The organism is Kitasatospora sp. NPDC101176 (assembly GCF_044768035.1).
Taxonomy (GTDB): domain Bacteria; phylum Actinomycetota; class Actinomycetes; order Streptomycetales; family Streptomycetaceae; genus Kitasatospora.
The window spans coordinates 57,996-83,783 of record NZ_JBIWPA010000014.1; the positions used below are offsets into that span (position 1 = coordinate 57,996).

The 25,788-nt window shown below is 76.0% G+C and carries 22 protein-coding genes; 8 read left to right on the forward strand and 14 right to left on the reverse strand.

The genetic code is table 11. The features are described from left to right. Window positions 1–54 precede the first annotated feature (54 nt). Window positions 55–723, reverse strand: a complete 669-nt coding sequence (locus tag ACIRS1_RS20525) for a type 1 glutamine amidotransferase domain-containing protein (protein WP_360222492.1) — start codon at window positions 721–723, stop codon at window positions 55–57. A 176-nt stretch (window positions 724–899) separates the two neighbouring features. Between ACIRS1_RS20525 and ACIRS1_RS20530 the strand changes: the two genes are divergently transcribed. Together ACIRS1_RS20530 and ACIRS1_RS20535 are read left to right on the forward strand one after the other, a co-directional pair. Further along, on the forward strand, window positions 900–1,874 hold the full coding sequence (locus tag ACIRS1_RS20530) for a LysR family transcriptional regulator (RefSeq protein ID WP_402841725.1): 975 nt from the start codon (window positions 900–902) through the stop codon (window positions 1,872–1,874). A 50-nt stretch (window positions 1,875–1,924) separates the two neighbouring features. Continuing rightward, the gene (locus ACIRS1_RS20535; RefSeq protein WP_402841728.1) at window positions 1,925–2,560 is read left to right on the forward strand and encodes a hypothetical protein; all 636 of its coding nucleotides are present in this window, start codon (window positions 1,925–1,927) and stop codon (window positions 2,558–2,560) included. A gap of 63 nt (window positions 2,561–2,623) precedes the next feature. Here ACIRS1_RS20535 and ACIRS1_RS20540 read toward each other — a convergent pair whose 3' ends face one another. The 5 genes from ACIRS1_RS20540 to ACIRS1_RS20560 form a co-directional block, all read right to left on the reverse strand. Further along, entirely contained in the window at window positions 2,624–3,457 is an 834-nt protein-coding gene (locus ACIRS1_RS20540) for an ABC transporter permease subunit (protein WP_402841730.1), read from the reverse strand. Then, the gene (locus ACIRS1_RS20545; RefSeq protein WP_402841732.1) at window positions 3,454–4,470 is read right to left on the reverse strand and encodes an ABC transporter ATP-binding protein; all 1,017 of its coding nucleotides are present in this window, start codon (window positions 4,468–4,470) and stop codon (window positions 3,454–3,456) included. Before ACIRS1_RS20545 ends, ACIRS1_RS20540 begins: the two co-directional genes overlap by 4 nt. 165 nt (window positions 4,471–4,635) lie before the next feature. Further along, window positions 4,636–5,898, reverse strand: coding sequence for a styrene monooxygenase/indole monooxygenase family protein (locus ACIRS1_RS20550; RefSeq protein WP_402841735.1), 1,263 nt, complete (start codon window positions 5,896–5,898; stop codon window positions 4,636–4,638). A gap of 173 nt (window positions 5,899–6,071) precedes the next feature. Beyond that, complete coding sequence (locus ACIRS1_RS20555) at window positions 6,072–6,824, reverse strand: alpha/beta fold hydrolase (RefSeq protein ID WP_360222471.1); 753 nt, start codon at window positions 6,822–6,824, stop codon at window positions 6,072–6,074. Between the two features lie 198 nt (window positions 6,825–7,022). Continuing rightward, window positions 7,023–7,565, reverse strand: coding sequence for a GNAT family N-acetyltransferase (locus ACIRS1_RS20560; protein WP_402841738.1), 543 nt, complete (start codon window positions 7,563–7,565; stop codon window positions 7,023–7,025). Between the two features lie 206 nt (window positions 7,566–7,771). Here ACIRS1_RS20560 and ACIRS1_RS20565 point away from each other — a divergent pair, with 206 nt between their 5' ends. The 3 genes from ACIRS1_RS20565 (at window position 7,772) to ACIRS1_RS20575 (ending at window position 10,361) form a co-directional block, all read left to right on the forward strand. Next, window positions 7,772–8,536: a hypothetical protein gene (locus ACIRS1_RS20565; protein ID WP_402841741.1), complete on the forward strand. Its 765-nt coding sequence runs from the start codon at window positions 7,772–7,774 to the stop codon at window positions 8,534–8,536. A 275-nt stretch (window positions 8,537–8,811) separates the two neighbouring features. Continuing rightward, window positions 8,812–9,555 (forward strand): class I SAM-dependent methyltransferase, encoded by a 744-nt coding sequence (locus ACIRS1_RS20570; protein WP_402841744.1) that lies wholly within the window; start codon window positions 8,812–8,814, stop codon window positions 9,553–9,555. A 143-nt stretch (window positions 9,556–9,698) separates the two neighbouring features. Next, on the forward strand, window positions 9,699–10,361 hold the full coding sequence (locus tag ACIRS1_RS20575) for a hypothetical protein (protein ID WP_402841747.1): 663 nt from the start codon (window positions 9,699–9,701) through the stop codon (window positions 10,359–10,361). 33 nt (window positions 10,362–10,394) lie between these two features. Here the strand turns inward: ACIRS1_RS20575 and ACIRS1_RS20580 are convergent, their stop codons facing one another. Further along, the gene (locus ACIRS1_RS20580) at window positions 10,395–10,793 is read right to left on the reverse strand and encodes a hypothetical protein (protein ID WP_402841750.1); all 399 of its coding nucleotides are present in this window, start codon (window positions 10,791–10,793) and stop codon (window positions 10,395–10,397) included. Next, on the reverse strand, window positions 10,790–11,488 hold the full coding sequence (locus ACIRS1_RS20585) for an AAA family ATPase (protein WP_402841753.1): 699 nt from the start codon (window positions 11,486–11,488) through the stop codon (window positions 10,790–10,792). The genes ACIRS1_RS20580 and ACIRS1_RS20585 overlap by 4 nt, the downstream gene beginning before the upstream one ends. 167 nt (window positions 11,489–11,655) lie before the next feature. Between ACIRS1_RS20585 and ACIRS1_RS20590 the strand changes: the two genes are divergently transcribed. Both ACIRS1_RS20590 and ACIRS1_RS20595 read left to right on the forward strand, forming a co-directional pair. Beyond that, window positions 11,656–13,200 (forward strand): AMP-binding protein, encoded by a 1,545-nt coding sequence (locus ACIRS1_RS20590; RefSeq protein WP_402841756.1) that lies wholly within the window; start codon window positions 11,656–11,658, stop codon window positions 13,198–13,200. 153 nt (window positions 13,201–13,353) lie between these two features. Beyond that, a complete protein-coding gene (locus ACIRS1_RS20595; protein WP_402841759.1) occupies window positions 13,354–13,533 on the forward strand; it encodes a hypothetical protein in 180 nt (59 codons plus the stop codon). An 85-nt stretch (window positions 13,534–13,618) separates the two neighbouring features. On the opposite strand, the gene ACIRS1_RS20600 is transcribed toward ACIRS1_RS20595, so the two are convergent. The 3 genes from ACIRS1_RS20600 to ACIRS1_RS20610 all read right to left on the reverse strand — a co-directional run bounded on the left by ACIRS1_RS20600 (window position 13,619) and on the right by ACIRS1_RS20610 (window position 20,836). Continuing rightward, window positions 13,619–14,608, reverse strand: coding sequence for an ABC transporter ATP-binding protein (locus ACIRS1_RS20600; RefSeq protein WP_402841762.1), 990 nt, complete (start codon window positions 14,606–14,608; stop codon window positions 13,619–13,621). Between the two features lie 139 nt (window positions 14,609–14,747). Next, on the reverse strand, window positions 14,748–17,546 hold the full coding sequence (locus ACIRS1_RS20605) for a hypothetical protein (protein WP_402841765.1): 2,799 nt from the start codon (window positions 17,544–17,546) through the stop codon (window positions 14,748–14,750). Continuing rightward, the gene (locus tag ACIRS1_RS20610) at window positions 17,543–20,836 is read right to left on the reverse strand and encodes an FtsX-like permease family protein (RefSeq protein ID WP_402841768.1); all 3,294 of its coding nucleotides are present in this window, start codon (window positions 20,834–20,836) and stop codon (window positions 17,543–17,545) included. Before ACIRS1_RS20610 ends, ACIRS1_RS20605 begins: the two co-directional genes overlap by 4 nt. 397 nt (window positions 20,837–21,233) lie before the next feature. On the opposite strand from ACIRS1_RS20610, the gene ACIRS1_RS20615 reads away from it, so the two are divergent. Further along, window positions 21,234–21,953, forward strand: a complete 720-nt coding sequence (locus ACIRS1_RS20615; protein ID WP_402841770.1) for an ABC transporter ATP-binding protein — start codon at window positions 21,234–21,236, stop codon at window positions 21,951–21,953. Between the two features lie 81 nt (window positions 21,954–22,034). On the opposite strand, the gene ACIRS1_RS20620 is transcribed toward ACIRS1_RS20615, so the two are convergent. The 3 genes from ACIRS1_RS20620 to bla form a co-directional block, all read right to left on the reverse strand. Beyond that, window positions 22,035–22,310, reverse strand: a complete 276-nt coding sequence (locus ACIRS1_RS20620; protein ID WP_360213767.1) for a hypothetical protein — start codon at window positions 22,308–22,310, stop codon at window positions 22,035–22,037. Window positions 22,311–22,781: 471 nt separating this feature from the next. After that, window positions 22,782–24,401 (reverse strand): alpha/beta hydrolase, encoded by a 1,620-nt coding sequence (locus ACIRS1_RS20625; protein ID WP_360213765.1) that lies wholly within the window; start codon window positions 24,399–24,401, stop codon window positions 22,782–22,784. Window positions 24,402–24,736: 335 nt separating this feature from the next. Beyond that, entirely contained in the window at window positions 24,737–25,663 is a 927-nt protein-coding gene (gene bla / locus ACIRS1_RS20630; RefSeq protein ID WP_402841775.1) for a class A beta-lactamase, read from the reverse strand. Window positions 25,664–25,788 lie beyond the last annotated feature (125 nt).

Consider the following 25,788-nt stretch of genomic DNA (forward strand, 5'->3'; position numbering starts at 1 on the left):
CCGGTGGGCCGTGGGGCGGTCGAGCGGTCGGCCGCCGGGCCGGGGCCCCGGCGGTCAGCCCAGCAGCTCCAGCAGCGCGGCCGCCACCGGGCCCGAGGAGGACGGGTTCTGACCGGTCACCAGGTTGCGGTCGACGACGACGTGCGGGGCCCACGGCGCCCCCTCCCGGAAGTCCGCACCGAGCTCGACCAGCCGGTCCTGGAGCAGCCAGGGCGCCCGGTCGGCCAGCCCCGCCTGGACCTCCTCGGCATTGGTGAAACCGGTCAGCCGGTACCCGGCGAACGGCGAGGAGCCGTCCTCCGCACGGGCGGCCAGCAGCGCGGCCGGACCGTGGCAGACGACGCCCAGCGGCCGCCCGGAGGCCAGCACCCCGGTCAGCAGCCGGCCCGAGTCGGCGTCGACCGCCAGGTCCTCCATCGGGCCGTGGCCGCCCGGGTAGAACACGGCGTCGTAGTCGGCCCGGTCGACCTCCGCGAGCTTCACCGGCCGGCGGAACGCGGCGATCGCGTCCAGCTCCCCGGCCACCGCCGGATCGGTCAGGCTGGCCGGGTCGGCGACCGGGACGACGCCGCCGGGGGTGGCCACGGTCACCCGGTGCCCGGCCGCGGTGAACGCCCGGTACGGGACGACGGCCTCCTCCGCCCAGAAGCCGGTCGGGTGCTCGGTGCCGTCGTTCAGCGTCCAGACGGTCGCGCCGGTCATGACGAACAGGATCTCGGCCATGGTGCCTGCCTCCAGGGTCTGCGGTCTCCGCCACGACGGCCTCGCCGCGGCGCTCACCCCTGAGAAGCTAGCCGCGGCCGGCCATCGGGGACCAATGCACACGCTGATCCCGGCCATCGGGATCCCGATGGCTTCCGGGGCCCACCGAGCCATCGGGATCCCGTAGGCTCGCCGTCATGACCGATCGGCCGACACCGGGCTCGGGCCCGCCGGACCTCAACCAGTTGCGGACCTTCCTCGCGGTCCACCGCGCCGGCTCCCTCACCGCGGCCGCCCACCACCTGGGCCTCTCCCAGTCGACGGTGACCGCGCAGATCCGGGCCTTGGAGCAGCGGCTCGACCGCGAGCTCTTCGAGCGGCGCGCCCGCGGGGTCACCCCGCTGCCGTACGCCGACGACCTCGCGGCCCGGCTCTCGGCACCGCTGGACCAGCTGGCCGCCGTCGCCGACGCCCGCGGCGGCGGCGCGCCGGAACCGGTCCACCTGGCCGGACCGGCCGAGTTCCTCGGCACCGTCCTGCTCGGCGCCCTCGCTCCGCTGGTCGCCGACGGCGTCCAGCTGCGGGTGGCCACCGGACTCACCGACCCCCTCCTGACGGAGTTGCGCGCCGGACGCCACGACCTGGTGATCGCCACCCGGCGCCCGCGCGGCCGCACCCTGCTCGCGGAACCGCTCGCCGACGAGGAGTTCGTCCTCGTCTCGGCCCCGGTCTGGGCCGACCGCCTCACCGGCCGGGACCTCCCCGCCGCCCTCACCGAAGTCCCGCTGCTCAGCTACGCCGAGGACCTCCCGATCGCCCGCCGCTACTGGCGGCACGTCTTCGACCGCCGGCTGCACACCCGGGCCGCCGTCACCGTCCCGGACCTGCGCGCCGTCCTCGCCGCCGTCACCGCCGGCGCCGGCTGGAGCGTCCTGCCGAGCTACCTCTGCCGCGCCGAACTCGACTCCGGCGCGCTGCGCGTGCTCCACCGCCCCATCGACCCGCCGATCAACACCGCCTACCTGGTCCGCCGCCCGACCGGCTCCGCCAACCCCCACGTCGCCGTGGTCCGCGACCACCTCCTCGCCGCCACCCGCCGCCTCGACCAGGACGCCGACCACACCCGAGGAGCACCCGGGGGCGCCCCCGCCGCCGGGCCTGACCGCACCTGACCAACGATCACCCCGTGCGCGGGCCGGTGGGAACAGGGCATGATCGGGCCATGGGAACGACCGTTCAGGGATCAGTGGAGTGCCGCACCTGGGGCCCGGGGCTCGGCGTCGGCGAGACGGCGTGGTACCCGGCCATCGAGCTGCCCCTGCTCGGCGTCCCCAAGGACTACGACGCCTTCGCCTGCCTCTTCGGCGTCCGTGACCTCGGCGGCCACTGGCACCCGGTCGCCGCCGACCGGGGCCTGCCCGCCGACGTCTCGGAGCGGGTCCGGGCCGAGCATGCGTCCTGGGGCGAGGTCGCGTTCGGCGCCAGCTGGCTGGACTGGAACGAGGTCCTCGCCGTCGACTGGGACGAGCCGTCGATCCCGCGCGCGACCCGCATCGCCCGGTACCGGCGGCTCGCGGACGGCACGCTGGAGCTGGTGCACCGGGCGGACTGGAGCCGCGGGTTCGCACGGGCGAGCGGTGTCGACACCCTGCGCGTCGACCCCGGCCGCATCGGCGAACTGTGGGCCGAGGGCACCGAATGGGACACCGGGGCCACGGTCTACCGCGCCGAACGCGCCAGGCGCCGCGACGCCGTGCCCGCCGACGGCCCGTGGCAGCCGGTGTGGACCGTCATGCGCGCCCTCGCCGGGGTGCACGGCGACGGGAACGTCCGGCTGGTCGTCTGGTTCGAGGAGTAGTCCTCGCCCGCCGCCCGGCCGGAAGCGGGTGGCCCCGGGCGGCCCGCCGGTCCGGCGGTCTCCCTAGATCGCGAGGTCCCGGTGCTCCAGGATGCGGAAGGCGGCCAGCAGGCCGAGCAGGCCGACGCCGGTGAGGACGGCCAGGGAGAGCCAGGGGACGCCGCCGTGGGCCAGGGCGTCGCCCGGGGTGTAGTAGTGGAACGGGCTGAGGTAGCGCAGCGGGGCGGCCGGGGACCACGCCAGGGCGACGAAGTTGAGGGCGAAGCCGACCGCGCCGAAGGCGACGGCGGCGCCGACGACGTGGGCCCGCCGCCGGCTCAGCGCGGACACCGCGAGTACCGGCCCGGTCAGGCAGAAGGCGAGCGCGCAGCCCAGCAGTCCGGCGGCGAACACGCCGCCCTCCGGTACGGCGGCGCGCAGGTCCGGGGAGAACGCCACCCCGAGCGCGACGGTCAGGGTGGCGGCGGCGTTGAGCAGGACGGAGGCGGCGACCAGGGCGCCGGCCCGTTCCGCGAGCAGCCGGCGGCGGGAGACCGGGCGGGTCATCAGGAGTTCGACGGTTCCCGACTCGACGTCGGCCGCGACGGCGGCGGCGCCGAGCGAGCCGATCACGGTCAGCTGCATCGCGATCCAGAACGGGTGGGTGAGCCCGGCCCCGAGCAGACCGGGGTAACTGGCGATGGAGACGGCGCCGTTGGAGCCGCTGAAGGCCTTGAACGCACCGGGCGGGGTGCGGCCCGCGCCGAACAGGTCGGTGGGCGGGACGGTGCCGGCGATGACCACGATCAGCGCCTCGAAGACGACCACGCCCAGCAGCAGGCTGAGCAGCATGCGCCGCCGCCGGTGCAGGGCGAGCCACACCAGGGGGAGGCGGCGGCTGACGGTCGCGGGGCTCATCGGCGCTCCTCCGGGTCGGTGCCGGCCGGGGTGTCGGTGCCGGCCGGGGCGTCGGCCTCCTCGGCGGCCGACGCCCGGTAGAGGTCGAGGAAGGCCTCGTCCAGCCCGGCCTCCTCGACCGTCAGGTCCGCGACCGGCAGCGCGGCCAGCAGCCCGCGGACGGCCGCGACCACCTCGTCCGGCGGTACCAGCAGTTCGACCCGTTCGCCGTCCCAGCGCGGCGACCAGCTCTCGGCGGCGCCGAGCGGCCGGGCGCCGAGCCCGTCGGTGAAGACCAGCCGGACCCGGCGGGCCCTGGCCTGGCGCAGTTCGGCCACCGAGCGCACCGTGACCAGCCGGCCCCGGCGGACGATGGCGACCCGCCCGCAGGCCCGCTGCACCTCGGGCAGCACGTGGCTGGAGAGCAGGACGGTGCGACCGGCCGCGGTCTCCTCGGCGAGCAGGTCGAAGAAGGTCTCCTGGACGAGCGGGTCGAGGCCCTCCGTCGGTTCGTCCAGCACCACGACGGCGGGCCGGTGCTGGAGCGACTGGACGAGCCCGAGCTTCTGCTTCATGCCGCGCGAGTACTCCCCCACCGGCCGTGCCAGGTCCGCCGGGGAGAGCCTGAGCCGCTCGCAGAGTTCGCGTTGGCGGGGCACCGGGGCGCCCTGGAGGGCCGCGAGCAGGTCCAGGGTCTGCTGCCCGGTGAGCTCGGGGTAGAGCCGCAGCTCGCCGGGCAGGTAGCCGATCGACGGGGCGAGCGTGCGGTGGTCGGCGACCGGGTCCAGGCCGAGCACCCGGACCTGTCCGGCGCTGGGGCTGAGCAGGCCGACCAGGCAGCGCAGGGTGGTGGTCTTCCCGGCGCCGTTCGGGCCGAGCAGGCCGAACACCTCGCCGGCGGTGACGGCCACGTCCAGCCGGTCGACGCCGACCGTGACGCCGTAGTGCTTGGTGAGCGACCGCAGTTCGATCACCGGCCGGTCGCCGGTGCTGCCGCCGGTGCCGCTGTCGGTGCCGCTGTCGCCGCCTGGCATCGCCCACCTCCGGAGTCGGGTGCGACGGACATCCAAGCGCGTGCGGCCCGGCTCGTCGAGGGACACGACCGAACCGGCGGCGCCCTCTTCCGAACGAGCCGCCGCAGACCGGGGACCGGGCGGACGGGAGGCGGGTCCCGGCGGAGCCGCCGGAGCCGGCGGCGGCTAGCGGCGCACCCCGTCCGTCTCGTCCGCGCGCACCTCGGAGAGGTAGGCGGCGGTCAGGTCCGGCGAGGCCAGCCAGGCGGCGTGGTCGCTCGGTTCCGCATAGGTGTTGGCCAGCCGGCGGGCGACCGCGTCGTGTTCGGCGGCGGCCGCGAACACGGCCTGGACGTGGTCCGGCACGGTGAGCATCGCTGCGGTGAACGCGACCGTGTGCCGGGCGTGCCGGCGCCAGAAGCGCTCGGCGGTGCGGCACATCCAGTCCGCGGTGAACGGCGCCGCGCCGTGCTCGACGATCGCCTGCAGGTAGGCCTGCGCCGCCCGGGCCGCGCTGTTGGCGCCCTGTCCGGCGATCGGGTCGTTCACCACCACCGCGTCGCCGATCCCGAGCACGTGGACGGCGCCGACCCCGGCGCCCAGTTCGGCGACCGGCCGCCGGACCACCGGGGTCACCGCGCCGGACAGTCCGGCCCCGGCGTCGGTCGGCTCGGCCTCCCGCCACAGCTCCGCCTCCCACGGCAGGTGCTCGCGCATCAGCGTGCGGATCCGGGCGAGTTGGACGGCGGGGGCCGGGGCGTCGCCGAAGACGTCCAGCGGGCCGCCGGGCAGCGCCTCCCAGAGCAGGATCGAGCAGGGGCCGGAGTGGGTCAGGGCCGGCTGCAGGTAGAGCTCGCCGAGGCCGGGCAGCGCGTGCATCCGGGCCCGCGGTTCGGTGGCCGGGTCGGGCGAGCCGACTCCGTGCACGTACAGGCAGGACAGTGCCCGCTGCGGGCGGTCGAACGGCGAGCGGGCGGCGTCGCGTTCGAACAGCCCCGCGAGTTCGCCGCGTCCGGCGGCGACCACCGTGAGCTCGTGGCGGCGGGCGAGGTCGGTCAGCCCGTCCCGGTCCAGCGAGCGGTACTCGATCCGCCCGCCGCGCCCGGCCAGCAGCTCCAGCCAGCCCGCCAGCTTGATCCGCTGGTCCACCGACTGGGCGGGCTCGTCGAGCGTCATGGTGAACTCCAGCGCCTGCACGCCGGGCGGCACCGTCAGCGCGCCCCGGACGGCGTGGACGGACGGCGCCTCGGCCGCCCACAGGTCCAGCCCGGCCGCCGCCTCGATCCGCAGCGCCGGGCCGAACATCGCCTGGGTCGACAGCACCCGCCCGCCGCGCACCTGTTCCGGCGTGCGCTCGGCGACGAGCGTCACCTCGTAGCCGGCGGCCACCAGGCCCAGCGCGAGCTGCAGGCCGGCCTGGCCCGCTCCGACGACGGCGATCCGGCGCATGGGTGGCCTCCCGGTGACGACTGCGGGTGGGGTGGTGCCGACAAGTCCGTTGACGACCCGTCAATCAGCGACAGTAGCCCAGCCGCTGCGCTCCGTCACCGGGGCCTCGGGCCCGTCCGGCGCCGTGCGGCCGGGAGGATCCGCCGGACGGGCCCCCGACCGTTCCGGCCCGCTCAGCCGCGCAGGTGCGCGGTGAGCAGCTCGACGACGGCCGCGGTCTGCTCGGCCACGTAGAAGTGCCCGCCGGGGAGGACCCGCAGGTCGAAGGCCCCGGTGGTGTGGCCGCGCCACGGCGCGGCCTGGTCGACCGTGGCGTTCTCGTCGGTCTCCCCCACCAGGGCGGTGATCGGCTGCGACACCGTCGCGTCCGGGGCGCAGCGGTAGGTCTCGATGGCGGTGTAGTCGGCCCGCAGCGCCGGGAGGATCAGCTCGCGCAGGGCCGGGATCTCCAGGATCCGCTCGTCCGTCCCGCCGAGGCCGACGATGGTGGCGAGCAGCTCGTCGTCCGGCAGCTGGTGGACGGTGGTCTCGCGGGGCAGCGAGGGCGCGCGGCCGGCCGACACGAACAGCCGCTCGGGGCCCTGGAGGCCGTCGCGGGCGAAGCAGCGCGCGGTCTCGAAGGCGACGGCCGCGCCCATGCTGTGCCCGAAGAAGGTCAGCGGCCGGTCCGTCCACGCGCGCAGCTCCCGGTAGACCTGCTCGGCGAGTTCCGGCACCGAGTCGATCGCGGGTTCGGCGTAGCGGTTCTGGCGGCCGGGGTACTGCACGGTGAGCACGTCCGCGTGGGGGGCCAGCGCGTTGGCGTGCTCCATGTAGTAGCTCGCGGAGCCACCGGCGTGCGGGAAGATCACGATCCGGGCGGGCGCGGAGTCGGACGGGCTGAACCGGCGGAACCACGGGTTGTCGACGACGGCGCTGCTGGGCATGCGATGCTGACCTCTCTCCGTGACGGACTCTGCTGGCCCCAGTCTCGCAGGGCCCGGGCCCGGGCGGGCCGGGAACCCCCGGTTCGATGATCTTGCATCTCCCGGACGGCCCGGGGCCCCGGGCCGTCCGGGCCGTCGGCGGCCGGGGAGCTCCGGCGCGTCGGCGGCCGGGGCCGCCCGGCTCCCGCCCGCCCGGCCTCAGCGCAGCCGGCGCAGGTACTCGTCGCGGGTCAACTCGTGGACGCGGACGGCCCGGCCGGTGCCGGGCGTGACGGTCTCCCGCTCCGGGTGCAGGCCGAGCTTGGCCATGACGCGCTCGGAGGCGGTGTTGCCGATCTGGGCGATGCTGACCACCCGGTCCAGCCCGCGCTCCGCGAACCCGAAGCGCAGCGCCGCCGTCGCCGCCTCGGTGGCGAGGCCACGGCCCCAGAACGCCCGGCCGAGGCGCCAGCCGATCTCCACCGCGGGCAGCACCTCGGGCAGGAAGCGCGGCACGGCGAAGCCGGTGAAGCCGGCCAGCTCACCGGTGGCGCGCAGCTCCACGGCGAACAGCCCGAAGCCCTCGGCCTCCCACTCGTGCTCGAACGCCGAGATGTTCCGCCGGGTCAGGTCCTCGCTGCGCACCGCCCCGTCGCCGATCCAGCGCATCACCTCGGGGTCGCCGTTCACCGCGGCCATCGGCGCGACGTCGAGCTCGTGCCAGCGGCGCAGCAGCAGTCGGGGGGTCTCGATCGTCACCATCCGCCCATCCTCCCCCGGGCCCGGCCCACGGTCACCCCCTCCGGACGGCGAGGACGGCGGAGCCGCCGGGCATGACCGGCGGGACGGCGGGACCGGCGGACGCTTCCCGCCGAGCGCCCGGCCCGGCCTCGCGGACGGCCGATGACCCGCGGCGACGCACCGGTCCGCATTTGACCGATCGCGGACCGGGCGGCCATGGTCGCCTCATGTCGAACACCAGCCCCGGCCTCCCCCCGGCAGCCGCCGAGGCGGGAACCACCGAGCAGTCCGCCCCCGGCGCCGGCCCCGGGACCGCCGGCGAGACCGCGGCCGGCCGGGTCAGGGCCCGCTGGTCCGAGCCGCCCGCGCCGGTGCCGCCCCGGTGGAGGCGGGTACGGCGGGCGACCTGGATCAGGGCGGGCGCCGCCGTGGGCGCCGTCCTGGTCGTCGCGGCGCTGGCCGTGCCCGGGCACGACGAGCCGAAGAGCTTCCGGCTCGACCCGCCCGAGAGCATCGGCGAGCTGGCCCGGGCGGCCGACGACACCGGGCGGTACGCGGAACTGGACCGGGAGGTGTTCCCCGACGTGCCCGGGACGATCCGCTACCACCGGCACTTCGTCACCGGCTACCGGCTGCCCGGCAGTGACCGCGCGGACTTCACCGTGGCCGGCGCCACCGGCTCCTTCGGCAGCCCCGTCGACGAACTGGAGCGGCTGCTGGGCGGCATGGACCCCGCCTACGGCCCGAACCCCGGCCACGACCCCTCCGCCGCCGCCCGGTACACCGTCCTCCCGCCGGGGCCGCTCGGCGGCTACCTCAAGTGCGCGGACGGCGGGGCCGGGCTGGTGGCGGCCTGCGCCTGGGCCGACCAGAGCGGGACCACCGTCGGCGCCGTCGCCGACCGGCGCGGCGGCTCCGGCCCGGCCGACCTCGCGGAGCTCGCCGACCGCGCCCGGACCATCCGCGCGGCGATGACGCACCGGGAGCGGTAGCCCGCGGGGCCGGTGAGGTCCGGCACGAACCACGCGCGCCGTGGCACCGTCCACTGTTCGAACGGTGGGGATGACCCCTCGTCAGGCCGCCGACTTCTTTGTGTCATCCGCCAGTACGGCCGCCGGGGCGCTCGGAGGAGACTTTCCGCCACGACCGCGGCCCCGGGGGCTCCGCCGCCGGCGGAAGTCCGGGAGCGGAGCACCCGCACGGCCGCGCACACGACGGCGTCCGCGTCAGGGCGGCGTACGGGACGACGTACAGGAGGGGGCAGCACATGGGCGTGCAGCAGTACGACGGGATCGGCGAGGCCTTCGAGGGCTTCAAGGCACTGCCGTTGACGCGCTTCGGGGAGGTGCCGAGCTTCCTCGGCCTGGTCGGGGACGTGAGCGGCAGGTCGGTCCTCGACCTGGCCTGCGGAACCGGCTTCTACAGCAGGGAGTTCAAGCGACGCGGCGCGACGGACGTGTTCGGCGTCGACATCTCCGGGGAGATGATCGCCGCCGCGCGGGCGATCGAGCAGCGCGAGCCGCTGGGCGTGCGCTACGAGGTCGGCGACGTGGCCGAACTGCGGCCCCTCGACGAGCGCTTCGACATCGCGCTGGCAGTGCAGTGCCTCAACTACGCCGAGGACGTCGCGGCGATGGAGCGGATGTGCCGCAACATCCACCGGAGCCTGGTGCCGGGCGGCGAGTTCTTCGTGTTCGCCCAGAAGCCCGACTACGGCTTCGACTGTCCGTCCCTCGAGGACTACGGGTTCCGCTGCGAGCGGCTCGACGAGGAGGCCGAGACCGGCCCGCGGGTGCGGGTCACGGCCCTCCTCGAACCGCAGCCGATCAGCATCGTCGGCACGGCCCCGCGCCGCGAGGTCTTCGAGAGCAGCCTGCGGGCGGCGGGCTTCACCGAGCTGGAGTGGGTCCCGCTGCAGATCTCCGAGGCAGGCATCCGCGAGTACGGCGAGGACTTCTGGGCGGACCTCTTCGCGTACCCGCCGCTGGAGATGCTGCGCTGCCGCGCCTGATCCGGCACCGGCCGGGGCCCGGCTCCCGACGCTTCGGAAGCCGGCCCCGGCCGTGCGCGCCCTCTCCCCCGGGCCCCGGATGCCCCCCGGTTAGGCTGAACCCGCACGTCAAAGGCCGTGGACGGCCGGGGAGGGCAGGGGCAGTGACGAGGATGGGCGAGCTGGACGAACTGCGGGCACGGCTCGCGGCGCTGGAGGCGGAGGTCGGCCGACTGCGCGAGGAGTCGGCGGTGGCGCGCTCGGCGGCGGAGCCCGCGCCGGCGAAGCCCGCGCCGGTGCAGCCCCCGAGGGCGACGACCCCGGCGGCGACGCCCGCGCCGACGCGGCGCCGGAGGACGACTGCCGGCCCGCGTGCCGAGCAGGACCCGCCGGCCGTGGACGGCCTGGCCGGGGAACCGGAGGCCGTCCTCACCGGCCGGGTCGAACCGGGCCACTCGATGACCAGCCTCGCGGACGTCCTCGGCATCATGGTCTCCGACCGGGCCGAGCGGACCGGGGTGCTGCGGGCGCCCGTCCCGGCCCTGGAGGCCCGGACCCGGGATACCGGGGCCCGGGAGGCCCGGACCCTCGTGACGCGGGCCCCGGAGGCCCGGACCCTCGTGACGCGGGCCCCGGAGGCGCGGGCCGGGGAGACCGGGCCCCGGGAGGCGCGGACCGGGGAGACCGGGCCCCGGGAGGCCAGGACCCTGGAGGCGCGGACCGCGGCGGCCCGGAACACCCCGCTCCCCCGACACGGCGAGTTCCTGGAAGGCCTCCTCGCCGGGCGGCCGCCGCTCTCCCCGGGGCCGGCCCCGGAGGGCCCGTAGGCGCCGGCCCCGAACGGCACGGCCCCGGTCGCGTCAGCCCGTCTCGTCCCCCAACAGGGCCGTCAGCATCGCGTCCAGGGCGTCGTCGTCGAGGGCGGGGGCGGTCCAGCCGTTCCCGCGGGCGTGGGCGAGGAAGGCCGGGTCGAGGGCCGCGTGGTCATGCCGCACGTAGTGGGCCAGGTCGGAGTACCAGAGCCAGGTCCCGTCGGTGCACAGGTGCAGCCCGCCGATGACGGCGCCGGGGGCGCCGAGCACGTCGGGGACGGCGCTGGGCGTGGCGAACAGCACCGAGCCGCCCTCCAGGTACGCGAGCAGCTCGCGTTCGTACTCCGGCGCCTCGGCCCTGACGGCGTCCCGCAGCGAGGGGCCGTCCGGCCGTCCGCGCTCCAGCTCGCGGAAGTCGCCGACGAAGGGGTGGGCGTGCGTGTTCATCCGCCGATCCCACCCGTCGGGGTCGGTGCCGGCCCGGGGGGTTCCCCGAACCGCACCTCGGCAGCGCGGGAGCGGGAGACCGCGTCCAGCAGGAGGACAGACGCGGCCTCCGGGGTGGGCGTCGGCGTGCCGGTCCGGACGTGCCGGGTGAAGGCCGCGAGTAGGCGGTCCAGGCCCCGGCGGTGACGGGCGAAGGCCCGGGCGGAGGCGTGCCGGCCGCGGGCCCGCTGGCCGTCGAGGGCGGTGGCCGCGCCGACGTCGAGCAGCACCAGGTGGAGGAGGCGGCCCCGCCGGGCGGCCTCCCGGGCCAGCCAGCGGCGCATCCAGGCCCGGCTGCCGCAGTCGTGCACCAGGAGCGGGCCGCCGCGCCGGACGGAGGAGCGCAGCAGCCGGAAGTGCTCCAGCCGGGCCCACGGCCGGTAGACCGCGTACGGCAGGCTCGCGGGCATGACGGCGTCGCAGGCCTCGTGCACGGTGCGCGGATCGACGGTGGGCACCGCGCCCGCGCCGGACCACCGCCGCAGCAGCGTGCTCTTCCCCGCGCCGGGCAGGCCCGACACCACGACCACCGCGCCGCCCGGGTAGCGCACGGTGAAGGCCTCCCCGGCCTCGCCCCGCAGGTCGACGACGCCGCGCGGCCACCGCTCGGCGCCGTACCCGCCCGGCGCCTCGGCCGTGTCCATGCTGGTGCTCACCCGTCCCCCGTCCGTGTCCGACCGCGAACCCTAACAACATCCGGCCGCCCGCCGCTCCCGCCGGGTGCCCCGCCCCCGGGCCCGGCGGTGGCGGCATCCGCCGCATCACGCCGCCGGACCCGCCGCCACGCCCTAGGCTGACGGACCACCGGACAGGAGGCTGGAGCGTGGCGGAGGCGGAACCGACGTACACCGCACTGGTGTTGGCTGGGCTGGAGCAGGATCCCGGGCGGGTGGCGATCCGGTTCGGCGAGGCGGCGCTGACGGCGCGGGAGTGCCTGGGCGCGGTGTACCGGACGGCGCGGGCGCTGGAGGCGGCGGGGCTCGGGCGCGGTGACGGTGTGACGGTGCTGTCCGGGAACCGGCCGGAGGCACTCCTGGTGCGGCCGGCGGCCAACCTGCTGGGGTGCCGGGTGGCGGTGCTCCATCCGGACGCGCCGCTCGCGGAGCTGGTGGAACTGGCCGGCTTCGCCGGCACCTCGGCGCTGGTGTTCGATCCGGTGGGCTGTTCGGCGGCGGCCGCGGCGATCGGGCGGGCGCTGCCGTCGGCCGGGCTGTTCGCACTGGGCCCCTCGGCGCTCGGGACGGACCTGTCGGCGCTGGCCGCGGAACATCCGCCCGAGCCGGTGGCACCCCGGTACCGGGCGCGGGACGTGATGGCGGTGCGGTTCACCGGCGGGACGACCGGGCGGCCGAAGGGCGTGCTGCGCCGCTTCGCCCGGCCGCCGCGGCCACGGCTGCCGGGCGGCTCGTCGTTCCTGCTCTGCACGGCACTGTGCCACGGCGGCGGGACGACGGCCGATCTGGCGCTGGCGGCGGGCGGCACGGTGGTGCTGCAGGAGGACTTCGCGGCGGAGGCGGTGCTGGCGGCCGTCGAGCGGTTCCGGGTGTCCCGGGTGTACCTGCCGCCGCACCTGCTGTACCAGGTGCTGGACCACCCGCTGCTCCCGGTGACGGACACCGGCAGCCTGCGCCGCGTCACGTATACCGGCTGCCCGCCGTCGCCGCGCCGGCTGGCGGAGGCGACCCGCCGGCTGGGGCGGGTGCTGCACCAGACGTACGGCCTGACGGAGTGCGGCCCGGTGACCAGGCTGGGCCCGGACGAGCACCTGGACCCGCGGCTGCTGACCACCGCCGGGCGCCCGTTCCCGGACACCTCGGTGCGGATCCTGGACGAGGACGGCGCGGTGCTGCCGCCGGGCCGGACCGGGGAGATCTGCGTGCGCACCCCGACGGCGATGGCGGGCTACTGGCGCGACCCGGAGCTGACGGCGCGGGTGCTGCGGGACGGCTGGCTGCACACCGGCGACCTGGGCGCCCTGGACGCCTCCGGCTACCTGACGGTGGCGGGGCGGCGCGACCCGATGGCGATCGTGGCCGGGCACAACGTGTTCCCGAGGGACGTCGAGGAGCCGCTGCGCGCGCACCCGGGGGTGCGCGAGGCGGTGATGGTCGCGACGACCGGCCCGGACGGCCTGGAGCGGGTGCACGCCGCGGTGGTCGCCGCGCCGGGTTCGCGGGTGTCGGCGGAGGGGTTGCTCCGCTGGGCGCGGGAGCGTGCCGGGGCCCGGTGCGCCCCGGACTCCGTGCTGGTCCTGCCGGGCATCCCCCTGACCGGCGCGGGGAAGCCGGACCTCGTCGCGCTCAGGGAGCTGGTGGGCGGCCCGGCGGGGCTGCCCGGAGCCCCCGTGGGGGCGCGCAGAGGCGTGTGACGCGCTCCGTCGATGCCTCGAGCGCCCGCGCGGGCGACCTCTCGCGCGGCAGACGACGGGAAGAACCGCCTGTGGACACTCGACCGTGCGGGCCGAACTGCCGATATCTCTCCCGGCGGCGTTCGTCCGCACCGTCCCCAGGGAGGCACTACTTTGACCTGGCTACGCGTCCTGACCGCCCTCGGAATCCTCGCCGTCGCGGCCAGTGCAATTCTCGTCTTCGCCCTCTGCACGGCCGCCGCCCGGGGTGAGCGCGCCGCCCGGGAGGCACCCGACCTCCGGACGGATGCGGAGGACAGCGGACTCTTCCAGCGGATGGGCGGCGACGGGTAGTCCGGGCCCGCCGGCCTCCGCCCGCCCGTCGCCCCCACCACCCCGCTCCCGCCCGCCCACGGCTCCCGCCCGTCAGTGCCCGCCGTCAGTGCCCGGCGATGTCGTCGGGGCGCACCTCGATGTGGTCCGCCGCGAGGTCGACCGCGACCCGGTGCTCCATCCCGAGCGCCTCCAGGAACTTGACCGGCAGCTGCACCCGCCCGGTGCGGTCCAGCATCACGTACTCGCGCTCGTTGACGGACTCCTCGCCGTGCTCGTCGGTCACGGTGCGGCGCAGCACCTCGCTGCTGGTCCGGCCGTCCCGGATGGCGACGGTGCGGCGGACCTCGCCCGCGACCATCGGGTCGTGCGTGACGATCACGACGGTGGCGCCGAGTTCCCGGTTGACGGTGCGGAAGGACTCGAAGATCACCCCCGCGGTCTCCGAGTCCAGCTCGCCGGTGGGCTCGTCGGCGAGCAGCACGGGCGGGTTGTTGGCCATCGCCACGGCGATGGCGACCCGCTGCTGCTGGCCGCCGGACAGCTGGTCGGGCCGGCGGTGGGCCAGGTCGCCGATCTCCAGCGCCTCCAGCAGCTCCGCCACCCGGGCCGCCTGGCGCCGCGTGCCGCCTGCCCCGCTCCGGCGGCCGCGCAGCTGCATCGGCAGGGCGACGTTCTCGGCGGCGGTGAGGAAGGGCAGCAGGTTGCGGGCGGTCTGCTGCCAGATGAAGCCGACCACCTCGCGGCGGTAGCGCAGCCGTTCGCGGGCGGACATCTCCAGCAGGTCGCAGCCGGCGACGGTGGCGGTGCCGGCGGTCGGCACGTCGAGTCCGGCGAGGATGGTCAGCAGGGTGGACTTGCCGCTTCCGGAGGCGCCGACCAACGCGACCAGATCGCCCTGCCGGATGGTCAGTTCGAGGCCCTGCAGCGCCTGGACCTCGATCCCCTCGGCGCTGAAGATCCGGACCAGTCGGTCGCAGACGATCGCCGCGTCCTCGCCGCGGGCCCTGGGCGCCGCGGCGGCCAGCGCCCGCTCCTGGAGCTCCTGCAGGCTGGGGGCGTCGGCGGTCGGCCGCTCCTGGGGGGTGCTCTTCACCGCTCGTCTCCTGTCCTGACTGTCCCAACCGTCCTGGCCGGCCCGGCGGTCCTGATGGTCCTGATGGTCCTGATCGTCCCGGCCGCCCTGGTGGGCCCGGCCGCCCTGGCCGTCCCGGCGCCCGGCGCCGTCACCCGTCTCACTGGTCCCCCACCCGCAGTTCGGTGGCGATCTGGCGCCGGCCGGTGACGACCGTCTCCAGCACCACCCCGACGACCACCAGCAGCGTCAGCCCGGCCGTGGGCAGCAGCACCGGCAGCAGCGCCGCACCGAGGCCCTCGTCGACCTTGGCGCCGACCAGCGCCGACAGGTCGACGGCCGGTCCGAGCAGTCCGGCCGCGGCGGCCGCGACCAGCCCGCCGCCGACCGCCGCCGCGAGGGTCTGCGGGATCGTCTCGGCGATGATCAGGGCCAGTCCCTGGCGGGGCCGCAGCCCCATGGTGCGCAGCCGGGCGAGCAGCGCCGCGCGGTCGGGCGCGGCCCGGAGCAGCGTCAGCATGACGGCGAGCAGGGCGAATCCCGCACCGGCGGCGATCGCGGCCCAGAACAGCCGCCCCGCGGAGCGCTGCAGCGGGTCGGCGGCCAGCTCGGCGGCCGCCTCGCGGCTGGTGCGCACCTTGTACCCGACGGGTACCCCGCCCGGGTCGTGACTGGCCGCCGTGGCCTCGTCGCGCAGGCGCTTCGCCATGCCGACCGCCTCGCCCATGCCGTGCTCGGCGAACAGCGTGCGGAGCCGGGCGGGATCGACGTCACCGACGGCGAGCCAGTTGTTCATCCGCTTGAGTTCGGGCAGCCGGGCGGTGGCGGGGCCGGCCGGCAGCACCACGAAGGCGTTGACCGCGTCCGGGATGGCGGGGGTGTCCGTGACGGTTGCGGCGACGGTGGTGAGCAGCTCCCCGCCGTTGGGCGTGCGCAGCCGGTACGGGCCGCCGGAGAGCTGCTTGGCGAGGCCCCCGCTGAACAACGCGGGCACCGGGGTGTCCGCGCCGCCGGGGGCGCCGGCCAGCACCGCGGGGTCGAACCGGCCGAGCCCGACGGTCCTGGCGATCTCCGCGTACGCCGCGGGTTCGACCACGACGGTGGTGGCCTGGGTGGCGCCGCGGTCGGTCCCGAGGATGAACGTCTGGTTCTCGATCCAGATCCCGGTGGCGGCGCGCACCCCGGGCAGCGCGGCGGCCGCCGTGGTGAAGGCCTCCGGCAGGGTCGTCGAGATCGGGACGCCGACCGCGGCGTCGCCGCCGACGGAGACCCGCGCGGCGCGCAGCCGCAGGTTGTCCACGCCGTCGAGCACGGTGGCGCCGAAGCCTGCCGTGGTGACGGCGAGCAGCAGGGCGAGCAGGGGCAGCGCGGAGGGCCGGCGGCGCCCCGCGGTGTCGCGGGCGGCGCGGGCCAGGCCGAGGAAGCCGACCAGGCCGCGACCGCGCCCGGCGAGGGCGGCGAGCCGGCCGATCACGAGCGGCTGGATCCGGGCCAGCAGCAGCCCGCCGGTGAGTGCGAGCAGCAGCGGTGCGGTGATCAGCAGCGGGTCCAGTCCGGTGCCGGCCGGGGCCACGCCGCGGTGGCGGACCTCGGCGACGGCGGCGACGGTGACGGCCAGCACGGCGAGTTCGCCGACGACCCGGCGCCGACCGCCCGCGCCCCGGGGGCCGGAGAGCAGCACGGCGGCGCGCACCGGGAAGGCCAGCACCGCGAGCAGGGCGGTGGCCAGGGCGGCGAGCACGGCGGCTCCCCAGCGCGGGGTGGGCAGCAGCACCAGGGCGAGCGTGGTGGCGAGGACGGCGGCGGGCAGCACGGCGACGGCGCCCTCGCCGAGCAGGCGCAGCAGGATGCCGGTGCGCGAGCCGCCGCGGGCGCGCAGCAGCCTGACCTCGGCGGTGCGTCGGTCGCCGGTGAGCGCGGCGGCGAGGCACAGGACGACGGCGGCGACGCCCGCGACGCCGACCGGGCCGATCGCGGCGAGCGGGGCGGCGGCCTCGTAGCGCGCGATGGCCCAGGTGAAGACCTCGGGCATGAAGGAGACGACGTGCAGGTCGGGGCGGCCGGTGGCGGCGACGATGGAGCTGGCGCCGGGGCCGGTCATGAAGGAGCCGAGGGACTTGCGGGTCGCGGTGAGCCGGTCGGCGCGCAGGGCGTGCGGGTCGAGCGGCAGGCGCCAGAAATCCTCTCCTCCGTTGCCCCAGGCGAGCAGGGCGGAGCGGCCGTCGCCGCCGGTGAATCCGGTGGTCCGCCAGGAGGCGGCGCCTTCGGAGTTGACGACCAGGCAGGCCCGTTCCGGGCAGTCGATCGCGTCCCAGAACCGGTCCGCGGTGTCGTCGGGCCGGTAGATCCCGACGACCTTGGTGCGGGCCTGGCCGCGCAGGCTCTCGCCGTTGTCGACGAGGTCGCCGACCTTGATGTGGATGGTCTCCGCGGCCTGCTGGCTGACCACGATCGGGAGGGGGCCGTCGCCGGGCGCGCCGGGCCAGCCGCCGTCGACGAGGGTGGCGTGTTCGGCGAGGCCCTGCAGGTAGACCAGGTTGAGCCCCGGCGGGAGCAGGTTGGGCCGGTCGTACCCGTCGTTGAGCATCGGGTGGCCGGCCTTGGCGCGGGTGCCGACCTGCTCGCCGTCCCGGGTGAGCGTGAGCTCCTGGCCGATCCGCTCGACCATCCGGTCGCGCACGGCGTCCAGGTCGGCGGCCCGCGCCTCCGGGCTCGCCTTGGTGGTGGCGTGCAGGCTGGTGACGTTGACGCCGCGGTCGTGGACGAACCGGCGCAGCGCGTCGTCGGCGCCCCGGTCGGCGGCGCGCGGGAAGGCGGCCGCGAGGAAGACCGTGACGAGGGTGAGCGCCGCCATGAGCAGGGCGGCCACCGGGGCCGAGCGCAGCCGGGTGCGGACCCAGGGCGCCGGGCGGTGGTCGGTCGACGGTTCGGGCACGCTGGTGCCGGCCTTGCTGGTCACATCTCCTCCACGTGGCGCAGTCGGGCGGCCACGTCTCGACGGCGGCGTCCCATCAGGAAGGCCGACAGCAGGGGGACGACGGCGATCGCGGCCGCGAGCAGGAGCGCCTGCCCGTACGGCAGGTCGATCAGCACCTCGGGCATCGGGCGCCGGGCGGCGGGGGTGAGCACCACGAGCGGCACGATCAGGTGGACGAGGAGCGCGCCCAGTCCCAGGCCGACGACCCCGCCGAGACCGACCAGGACGGCCTGTTCGGCGGCGACGGTCCGGGCGATCTGCCGGCGCGACGTGCCCAGCGCGAGCAGCAGCGCGGAGTCCCGGGAGCGTTCGCGGGCGGAGCCGGCCACGGCGGCGCCGAAGCCGATCGCGGCGAGGACGGCGGTGACCACCGCGATGACGGTCAGTGCGCTCTGCGGGGCGGCTCCGACCGGGTCGCCGAGGAGGTCCCCGACGGCCTCGTCGTTGAGCCGGACGTCCTGCGCGCCGGGGGCGGCGCGCAGGACGGCGGCGGCCTCGGCGGGGGTCCGGTCACCCGGTCCGTCGGCGGGCAGCCACCATTCGGCGCGGCCGGGCATCTCCCGGCCCTGGGCGGCGATCAGTCGGGAGACGGTGGCGAGGTCGACCGCCACGGCGCTGCGGCCCGAGACCGGGAGGGCGTCGACCGCCGCGGTGATCCTGACCGGGATGATGATGCCGGCGAACGGCACCTGGACGGTGTCGCCGACGGAGGCGCCCGCGGCGGTCAGGTAGCCGTGGGTGGCGACGCCGTCGACCTTCGACGGCGCGGTCGTCCCGGCCGGGGCGAGGGTGGCGCGCAGGGCCTCGCCGCGGCCGTCGGCGAAGCGGTAGCGGACGGTGAACAGCCGCTCGGCGCCGGCCGGTTCGGCGCCGACCTTGGCCGCCGGGCCGGCCTTGACCTCCGGGTTGGCGTGCACGTCGGGCGCCACGGCCGTCCAGCCGAACCCGGTCGGCACCGGCACGGCCGTCGCGGGGCCGTCGGCGGTGTCCGAGACGGCGAGGTGGCGGATGGTCAGCTCGCCGTCGGCCGAGTCGCTGAAGGAGACCAGGGCGCCCACCAGGGTCAGCGGGGCGGCCGGCGAGCCGATCGGGGCGTCGACCAGGGTGGCGAGCGAGGCCGAGGCCCTGCTCTCGCCGTCGGGCAGCACGGTGCCCAGCGGGGCCTTGTGGACGAAGCCGAAGCGGTCCCGCAGCAGCAGCCGGACCTCGGGGCGGACCACGGCCATCAGGCCGACGTGGTCCTGCTGGCGCACGGAGACGTCCGCGTCGATCCGCAGCGGCGTGCCGGGCAGCGGCAGCCCGGCCTGCGTCCCGGTGGGGGCGGGCTGGGCGAGCGGCGGGAAGAGCTCCTCGCGGGTGTGACCGGCGAGCAGGTCGGGGCGGACCGGGACGCGGGCGGCGAAGGCTGCGGCGTCCACGGCGAGCAGCTCTCCGGCGCCGTTGGGCAGGGACTGCTCCTCGCGCACCACGGGGACGAGCCGGTCGCCGCCGGGCAGCGCGCCGTAGCGGCCGCCCTGGCCCATCAGGGAGTTGTGCGACGCGGAGATCCGCAGGCCGCCGAGCGTGCCGAAGGCGGCCTGGTCGCGCTGGGAGGCGGTCCAGGTGGCGTGCTGGCCGAGCGCCAGGACACCGGTGGCCACGGCCATCACCAGCAGCAGCACCGGTCCGGTGGCGCGGGCGGGCCGACGGGCCAGGCCCCAGCCGACCAGGGCGGGGCCGAGGCCGCGGCCGCGGGCGGCCACCCGGGCTCCGAGCCGGGCGACGTAGGGCAGCAGGCGCAGCACGACCAGGGTGCCGGCGCACAGTGCCAGGGTCGGGGTGGCCACCAGCAGCAGGTCGACGCCGAGCCGGCCGGAGGAGTCGGCGGACAACCCGCCGCCGTACTGGGTGAGTTGCTGGTACGCGAGGACGGCCAGGGCGAGGACGGCGAGGTCGCCGCCGTTGCGGGCGACGCCGGAGACGAGCGCCTGCCGGCCGCCGGCCCGGCGGCGCAGCGCGGCGCCGGCGCCGCGCACCAGGCCGGGCACGGTGGCGAGCAGGATGCAGGCGAGGGCGCAGGCTCCGGCGACCGGCCAGAGCTGCCAGTGGACGCCGGTGTCCATGGTCACCGTGCGGTTGTGGCCGACCCCGGTGAAGGCGCGGACCAGGAGCGGGGTCAGCACCGGTGCGGCCAGCGCGGCGGGCAGGGCGAGGAGCAGCGACTCCACGGCGGTGAAGGCGCCCAGCCGGGCGCCGGAGGCGCCGCGCGCGGCGAGCAGGGCGTTCTCGCCCTCCTGCCGGGTCGCGATCAGGTGGACCACCAGCAGCAGGGCGGCGGCGGCGAGCACGGACAGCTGCAGTGCGCCGATCAGCAGGGTGGACCGGGCGACCACCAGGCTGTCGGACAACTCGCGCATGACGTCCGGCAGTTCGGTCCTGGCCTGGAGCGCCGCGCGGGTCCGCAGGTCGTCGGCGAGGGCCCGGGCGCGCGCGCCGGTCGCCTCGGCCGCGGACTGCGAGACGCCCGTGAAGTCGGCGTCGAGCAGCCAGCCGCGGCTGTTCTGCACGAGTCCGCCGGTGGTGAAGGCGCTCTCGTCGACCATCATCGGGCCGTAGGTGGTGAAGCCGCCGACCTCGACCTCGTGGCCGCCGACCGGGTCGGTGCGCCAGTACGGGTCGCCCGGGTCCGTGATCCGGTAGACGCCGGTGACGCGGACGGTCAGCGGTGTGCCGTCGAGCCGGTCGGCCAGCCGGACCTCGGCGGGCAGCGACTGGGCGGTGAGGCCGAGCCGGGCCAGCGTGGTCTGGGGGACGGCGACCTGCGGGGCGGCGGAGCGGACGGGGCCGGAGGCGGCGGCGGGCCAGTCGCCGCCGACCAGCCGGGTGCGGCCGCGGTCGACGGTGGCCAGCAGGGTCAGGTCGGGCTGCGCCGGGTGGCCCTGCCCGCCCGCGGCGGCGCCGTCGGCTCCGGTGGCGCTGCCGGGCAGTCCGTAGGAACGGCTGCGCAGCATGCCGTCGGTGTGCACCGGCAGGTCGCCGAAGAGCCGGCCGCGGTAGGCGACGAGCTCCGCCTCGTCCTGCGCACGCCGGTCCAGGCCGTGTTCGGCGGTCACCACGACGGTGGTGCGCGCGTGGCCGGGGCCCTGGAGCGCCTGCCGCAGGCCGGCCTCGCCGACGCCGCGGTCGAACGCGACCAGCGCGGTGAGCACCGCCGTGGTGATCAGCACGGTCAGCAGCACGGCGCCGGCCAGCGGCAGTCGCCCGCGCAGTCGGCGCACGACGAAGCCGAGCATCTCGTTCCTCCCCCGGTTCTACGCCCCCGGTAGCACCCCGGCCCCGTCCACCGACCCGATCCGAACACGGACTGGTCACAGATGAACACAGAATGGGCACATCGATGAAGTGATCACCGGCATTTGATCACCGGATAGCGGACGACTCTGTCAGATTCGATCCAGGAACGGAAGGGACTTGCGCGAATCAAGTAAGTGATGAGCAAATTCCTTGCACCGACGGGCATCCGCATCCGCGGCGGCTCTCGGTACACCATGAACACATCACAACTGCGGCCCCGCGAAGCCCCCTTGGCGGAGCGAATCCGAACTCCCGGAATCGACTTCCCGAGGGGTGAACCCCGGTCGCCGCGACATCCGTTGACACTGGACAGAGAAGCACACGGGGGGACGCCGTATGACGCAGCACCAGGCCGCCACCACCACGCCCATGGTGGAGGTCACCGGCCTCCGGCGGAGCTTCGGCACCGGCGAGCGGACGGTGCACGCCCTGCGCGGCGTCACCTTCGCCGTCGGCCGCGGCGAACTCGCCGCGCTCAAGGGCCGGTCGGGCTCCGGCAAGACCACGCTGCTCAACCTGGTCGGCGGCCTGGACGCACCGACCGGCGGCACCATCGCCCTGGACGGCACCGACCTCGCCGACCTCGACGAGGACGGCCGGCTCGCCCTGCGCCGGGAACGGATCGGCTTCGTCTTCCAGTCCTTCGGCCTCATCCCGATGCTCACCGCCGCCGAGAACGTCGGCGTGCCGATGCGGCTGCGCAAGGTCCCCGCCGCCGAGCGCGAGCGGCGCGCCCACACCCTGCTGGCCCTCGTCGGCCTCGCCGACCACGCCGACCAGCGGCCCGGCGAGCTCTCCGGCGGCCAGCAGCAGCGCGTCGCCATCGCCCGCGCGCTCGCCAACGAGCCCGGACTGATCATCGCCGACGAGCCCACCGGCCAGCTCGACTCGGAGACCGGCCGCTCGATCATGCAGCTGCTGCGCGCCGTGGTGCGCAGCGAGGGCGTCACCGTGCTGGTCGCCACCCACGACCCGACGCTGATGGAACTCGCCGACCGGGTGATCGAGCTCCGGGACGGCCGGATCGTCGAGGAGGCGGCCGAGCAGGCCGCGTAGCGGGGGCCCACGGGCGGGGCGGGGCCGGACGGGGCGGGGCGGCGGGCCCGGCAGGCACGCCGTCCCGGGCGGGGGCCGCGGTCAGGCCGCCCTGAGCGCGGCCTCGCAGTCCCGGCAGCGCCGGGTGCGCTGGGACGGCGGGTACCACGGCTCGCCGGGCCCGGCCGGCCGGTACGGCTCCCGTTCCAGGCCCGCCGTGTCCACCCCGCAGAAGGTGCGCGGCCCCGGGTCCTCGGGCACCTCCGGATCGGGTGGCGCCGCGTGCACCCAGCGCACCCGGGCACCCACCTCCACCTCGCCCGCGTCCAGCACCTCGGTGGACGGCTCCAGCTCGACCAGCACGATCACTCCGCCCATGCTCCCGCCTCACTCCGCCCGGCCGGGCCGTCGTCCACGCACGCCCCTCGGCGGGGCCGCTTCGCCCGCGCCTACCTCGACCCTGCGCCCCGCCACCGGCACGCGCATCCGGTGGCGGGCGGGCGGGGGCACCGGCGGCCCCGGGGCCGCGCCGGACGCCCCCCTGTTCGCACCCGTACGGCAGGGCCGACCCGGGCGGGCGGGAATTCGGGGCATCGGCGGCTCGACGGCCCCTTGTCGGTGACGCGGGCCGCGTTCTCGGCGACGATCCGAAATCGCTCCCCCGCGAGGTTCGACGACGATCCACCGCCGAATGCGCGGCACGATACCCCGGGCGCCGTTTCCCGGTCCGCCGTATTTCGCGCGGCGGCCTTCCGCGGTGCCGTGCGGAAGACACGGACGCGGTGGCCGGCGGGACCGCCGACCACCGCGTCCGCCCGCACGCGTCTACCGTGCAGGGGTGTCCACCGCTCAGACCGCCGGGAAGATCTCCGCGTCCGGCTTCAGCAGCTGGCCCGGCTGCGGCGCGGTGCCGTCCACCAGGTAGCGGGTGACGAGCGCGTTGAGGGCCTTGCTGCGGCCGACGGCGCAGTGCTCGATCGAGTCCACGCTCACCAGCACGGCGTTGCCCAGCTCCTGCTGCATCCGCTGGGCGAACTTGTACTGGGTGGCCGGGTCGTAGAGGTTCCCGATCACCATCACGGTGTTCGAGGTCTTCTTGTTCCACGGGCCGGTGAAGCGCTCGGCGTCCCGGGCCGGGGCCGGCCAGCTCGCGCAGGCCGGCGCGTCGAAGGCCTGGTAGCGGCCGAAGGTCGGCGAGGCCTTCTCCCAGGCCTTGGCCACGTTGGCGAAGGTCCGGTCGTTCGACGGGTACGGCTTGTCCTGGCAGTTGACGCCCATGTAGGAGTCGTCGGCGGTGTACTCGGAGTCCGCCGGAGCCTCCCGCAGCGCCCGCGGCGCGTTGACCGCGAGCAGGTTGGCGTCGTCGTCCGCGACGTTCGCCTTCGGCGCCACCAGGGCGGCCGCGGCCGGCTTCTGGGTCAGCTGGTAGGTCGCCTGCAGCGACTTCGCCAGCGGCGCCAGCTTGGCCTGCGAGTACAGCGCGCTGGCCACCTCGCTGGTGAAGGTGCTCAGCGTCACCTGGCTGCCGTTGGGCAGGTTGACCGGGCTGGTCCGCAGGTGGTCGCGCAGCTGGTCGAACTTGGCCCGGGTGTCGCCCTCGCCGAAGGCGCAGCGCGGGGCACCGGCCGCCTGGCAGCGCTTCAGGAACTCGTCCAGGGCCAGCTCGAAGCCGCCCGCCCGCTGCCGGTCGTACTCGAGGCCGTCGTGCAGGCGCAGGTCGGGGTCGACGTTGCCGTCGACGATGATCGCGCGCACCTTGTTCGGGTACATGTTGGCGTAGGTCGAGCCGATCAGGGTGCCGTAGGAGAAGCCGGCGAAGGTGAGCTTGGAGTCACCGACGGCGCGGCGCATCCGGTCCAGGTCGCGCACCACGTTGATGGTCGACATGTGCTCGATCAGCGGGCCGGCGTTCTTGCTGCACGCGTCGGTGTAGTCCTGGTCGGCGTCCAGCGTCTCGGCGATCTCGGCCTTGGTGACCGGCACGCCGACCATGCGGTTGTTGACCGCGTCGGCGTCCTCCTGGGTCTTGAAGCACTTGAGCGGGTTGCTCCGGGCCACACCGCGCGGGTCGAAGCCGACCAGGTCGAACCGGGACTGCACCTCGGTGCCGAAGCGCGTCGTGGTCGCCCACAGGTAACCGCTGCCGCCGGGGCCGCCGGGGTTGAGGAACAGCGAGCCGATCCGCTTCGACGGGTCGCTCGCGCGCCGCCGCATCATCGCGATGCCGACCTTCTCACCGGACGGGTTGTCGTAGTCCAGCGGCACGGGGTAGACGGCACAGTCGTAGATGCCCGGGTCCGGCTTGGTCGGATCCGGGTTGCACGGGGTCCAGTTGACAGGGTCGACCTTCGCCTCGGCCGCCGCACCGGGTATCTGGTCGATCGGTGCCGCCGACGCCGCGACGGCGGTTCCGGTGACGAGGGCGAGGGCGCAGGTGACTGCTCCGGCCAGCGTGGATATACGGGACAAGGAACCTCCTCCGTACTGAAAAGGGCGGCCCCAGCCTGTCAGTCTGAGAAGTCCGTGTGAAGACCTGGAAGCACCGTAAATCTTTTGCGCACCACCCCTTACGGCGCCCGATTATTCTGTGAATGGCGCAACTTGACGGTTGATTGACCTGATGATGACTCAGCCGACCGACCGTCGGCGATCGGCGCGGGCGGGCCGCTCGGCGGAGCTCGGCCCTCCTCCCCGACGCGCCGGACGGCCGGACGCGCCCCGGCGTCCGGCCGTCCGTGGGGCGGCGCCTCCCGGGCGGCCGCCGTCCCGTCAGGTCAGGATCAGGATCAGGATCAGGATCAGGATCAGGCGAGCGTCGCCGCCAGCAGCTCGGCGGTGGCGGCGACCAGCGGTTCGTCCGCCCCCGCGGTGGCGTCGCGCTTGGTGGAGAGGACCGCCAGGACGATCGGAGCGCGGCCGGGCGGCCAGGTGAGGCCCACGTCGTTGGTGGTGCCGTAGCTGCCGGTGCCCGTCTTGTCCGCGAGGACCCAACCCGCGGGCAGCCCGGCCCCGAAGCGCTTGCCGCTGGTGGTGTTGCCCCGCAGCCACCCGGTCAGGCGCTGCCGGTCCGGCCCGTCGAGGGCGTCCCCGAGGGCGAGCCGCGCGTAGGTCCGGCCGAGGGCGCGCGGGCTCGAGGTGTCCGTCACCCGCCCCGGCTCCGCCGAGTTCAGCGCGGGCTCCCACCGGTCGAGCCGGGTCACGCCGTCCCCGATCGAGCGGCAGAAGCGGGTCACCGCGTCCGGTCCGCCGAGCTCCCGGAGCAGGAGGTTGGCCGCCGCGTTGTCGCTGTGGTCGATGGCCGCGGCGCACAGCGCGGCCACGGTCATGCCGCCGGCGAGGTTCTCGGGCAGGCCGGTCACCGGGCCGTAGCCGGAGTCCGTGACGTCCTGCGCGGTGTAGGTGATCGTCTCGGCGAGGAACTCGCCGTCGCGGTCGAGGTCCCGCAGCACCGCGGCCACCGCGACGGTCTTGAAGGTCGAGCACATCGGGAACAGCTCGTCGGCCCGGTACGACACCGTCCGGCCGGTGCCGGTGTCGTGCGCGAAGACCCCCAGCCGCGCGGAGTGCGCCTGTTCGAGGGCGCGCAGCCGCCGCCCGACCGCGTCCCCGTCCGCGCTCCCGTTCCCGTCCACGCCCCGGGCGAACGCCCGGCCGCCGGTGGGGAGGGCGACGGCGAGGGCCGCCGCGGCCGCCCCGGTGAGAACGCCGCGCCGGCTCGCACTCGAATTCATCCCTGTCTCCCGCTGTCCTCGTCGCCACCGGGCGCGGCGTCCGGGTGCCCGCAGGGCCGTTCACGCCCGTCGGCCGGGCCCGGTCCACGCCCGTTCGTCCCCTGTCGAGACGCGACGCGGCGCCG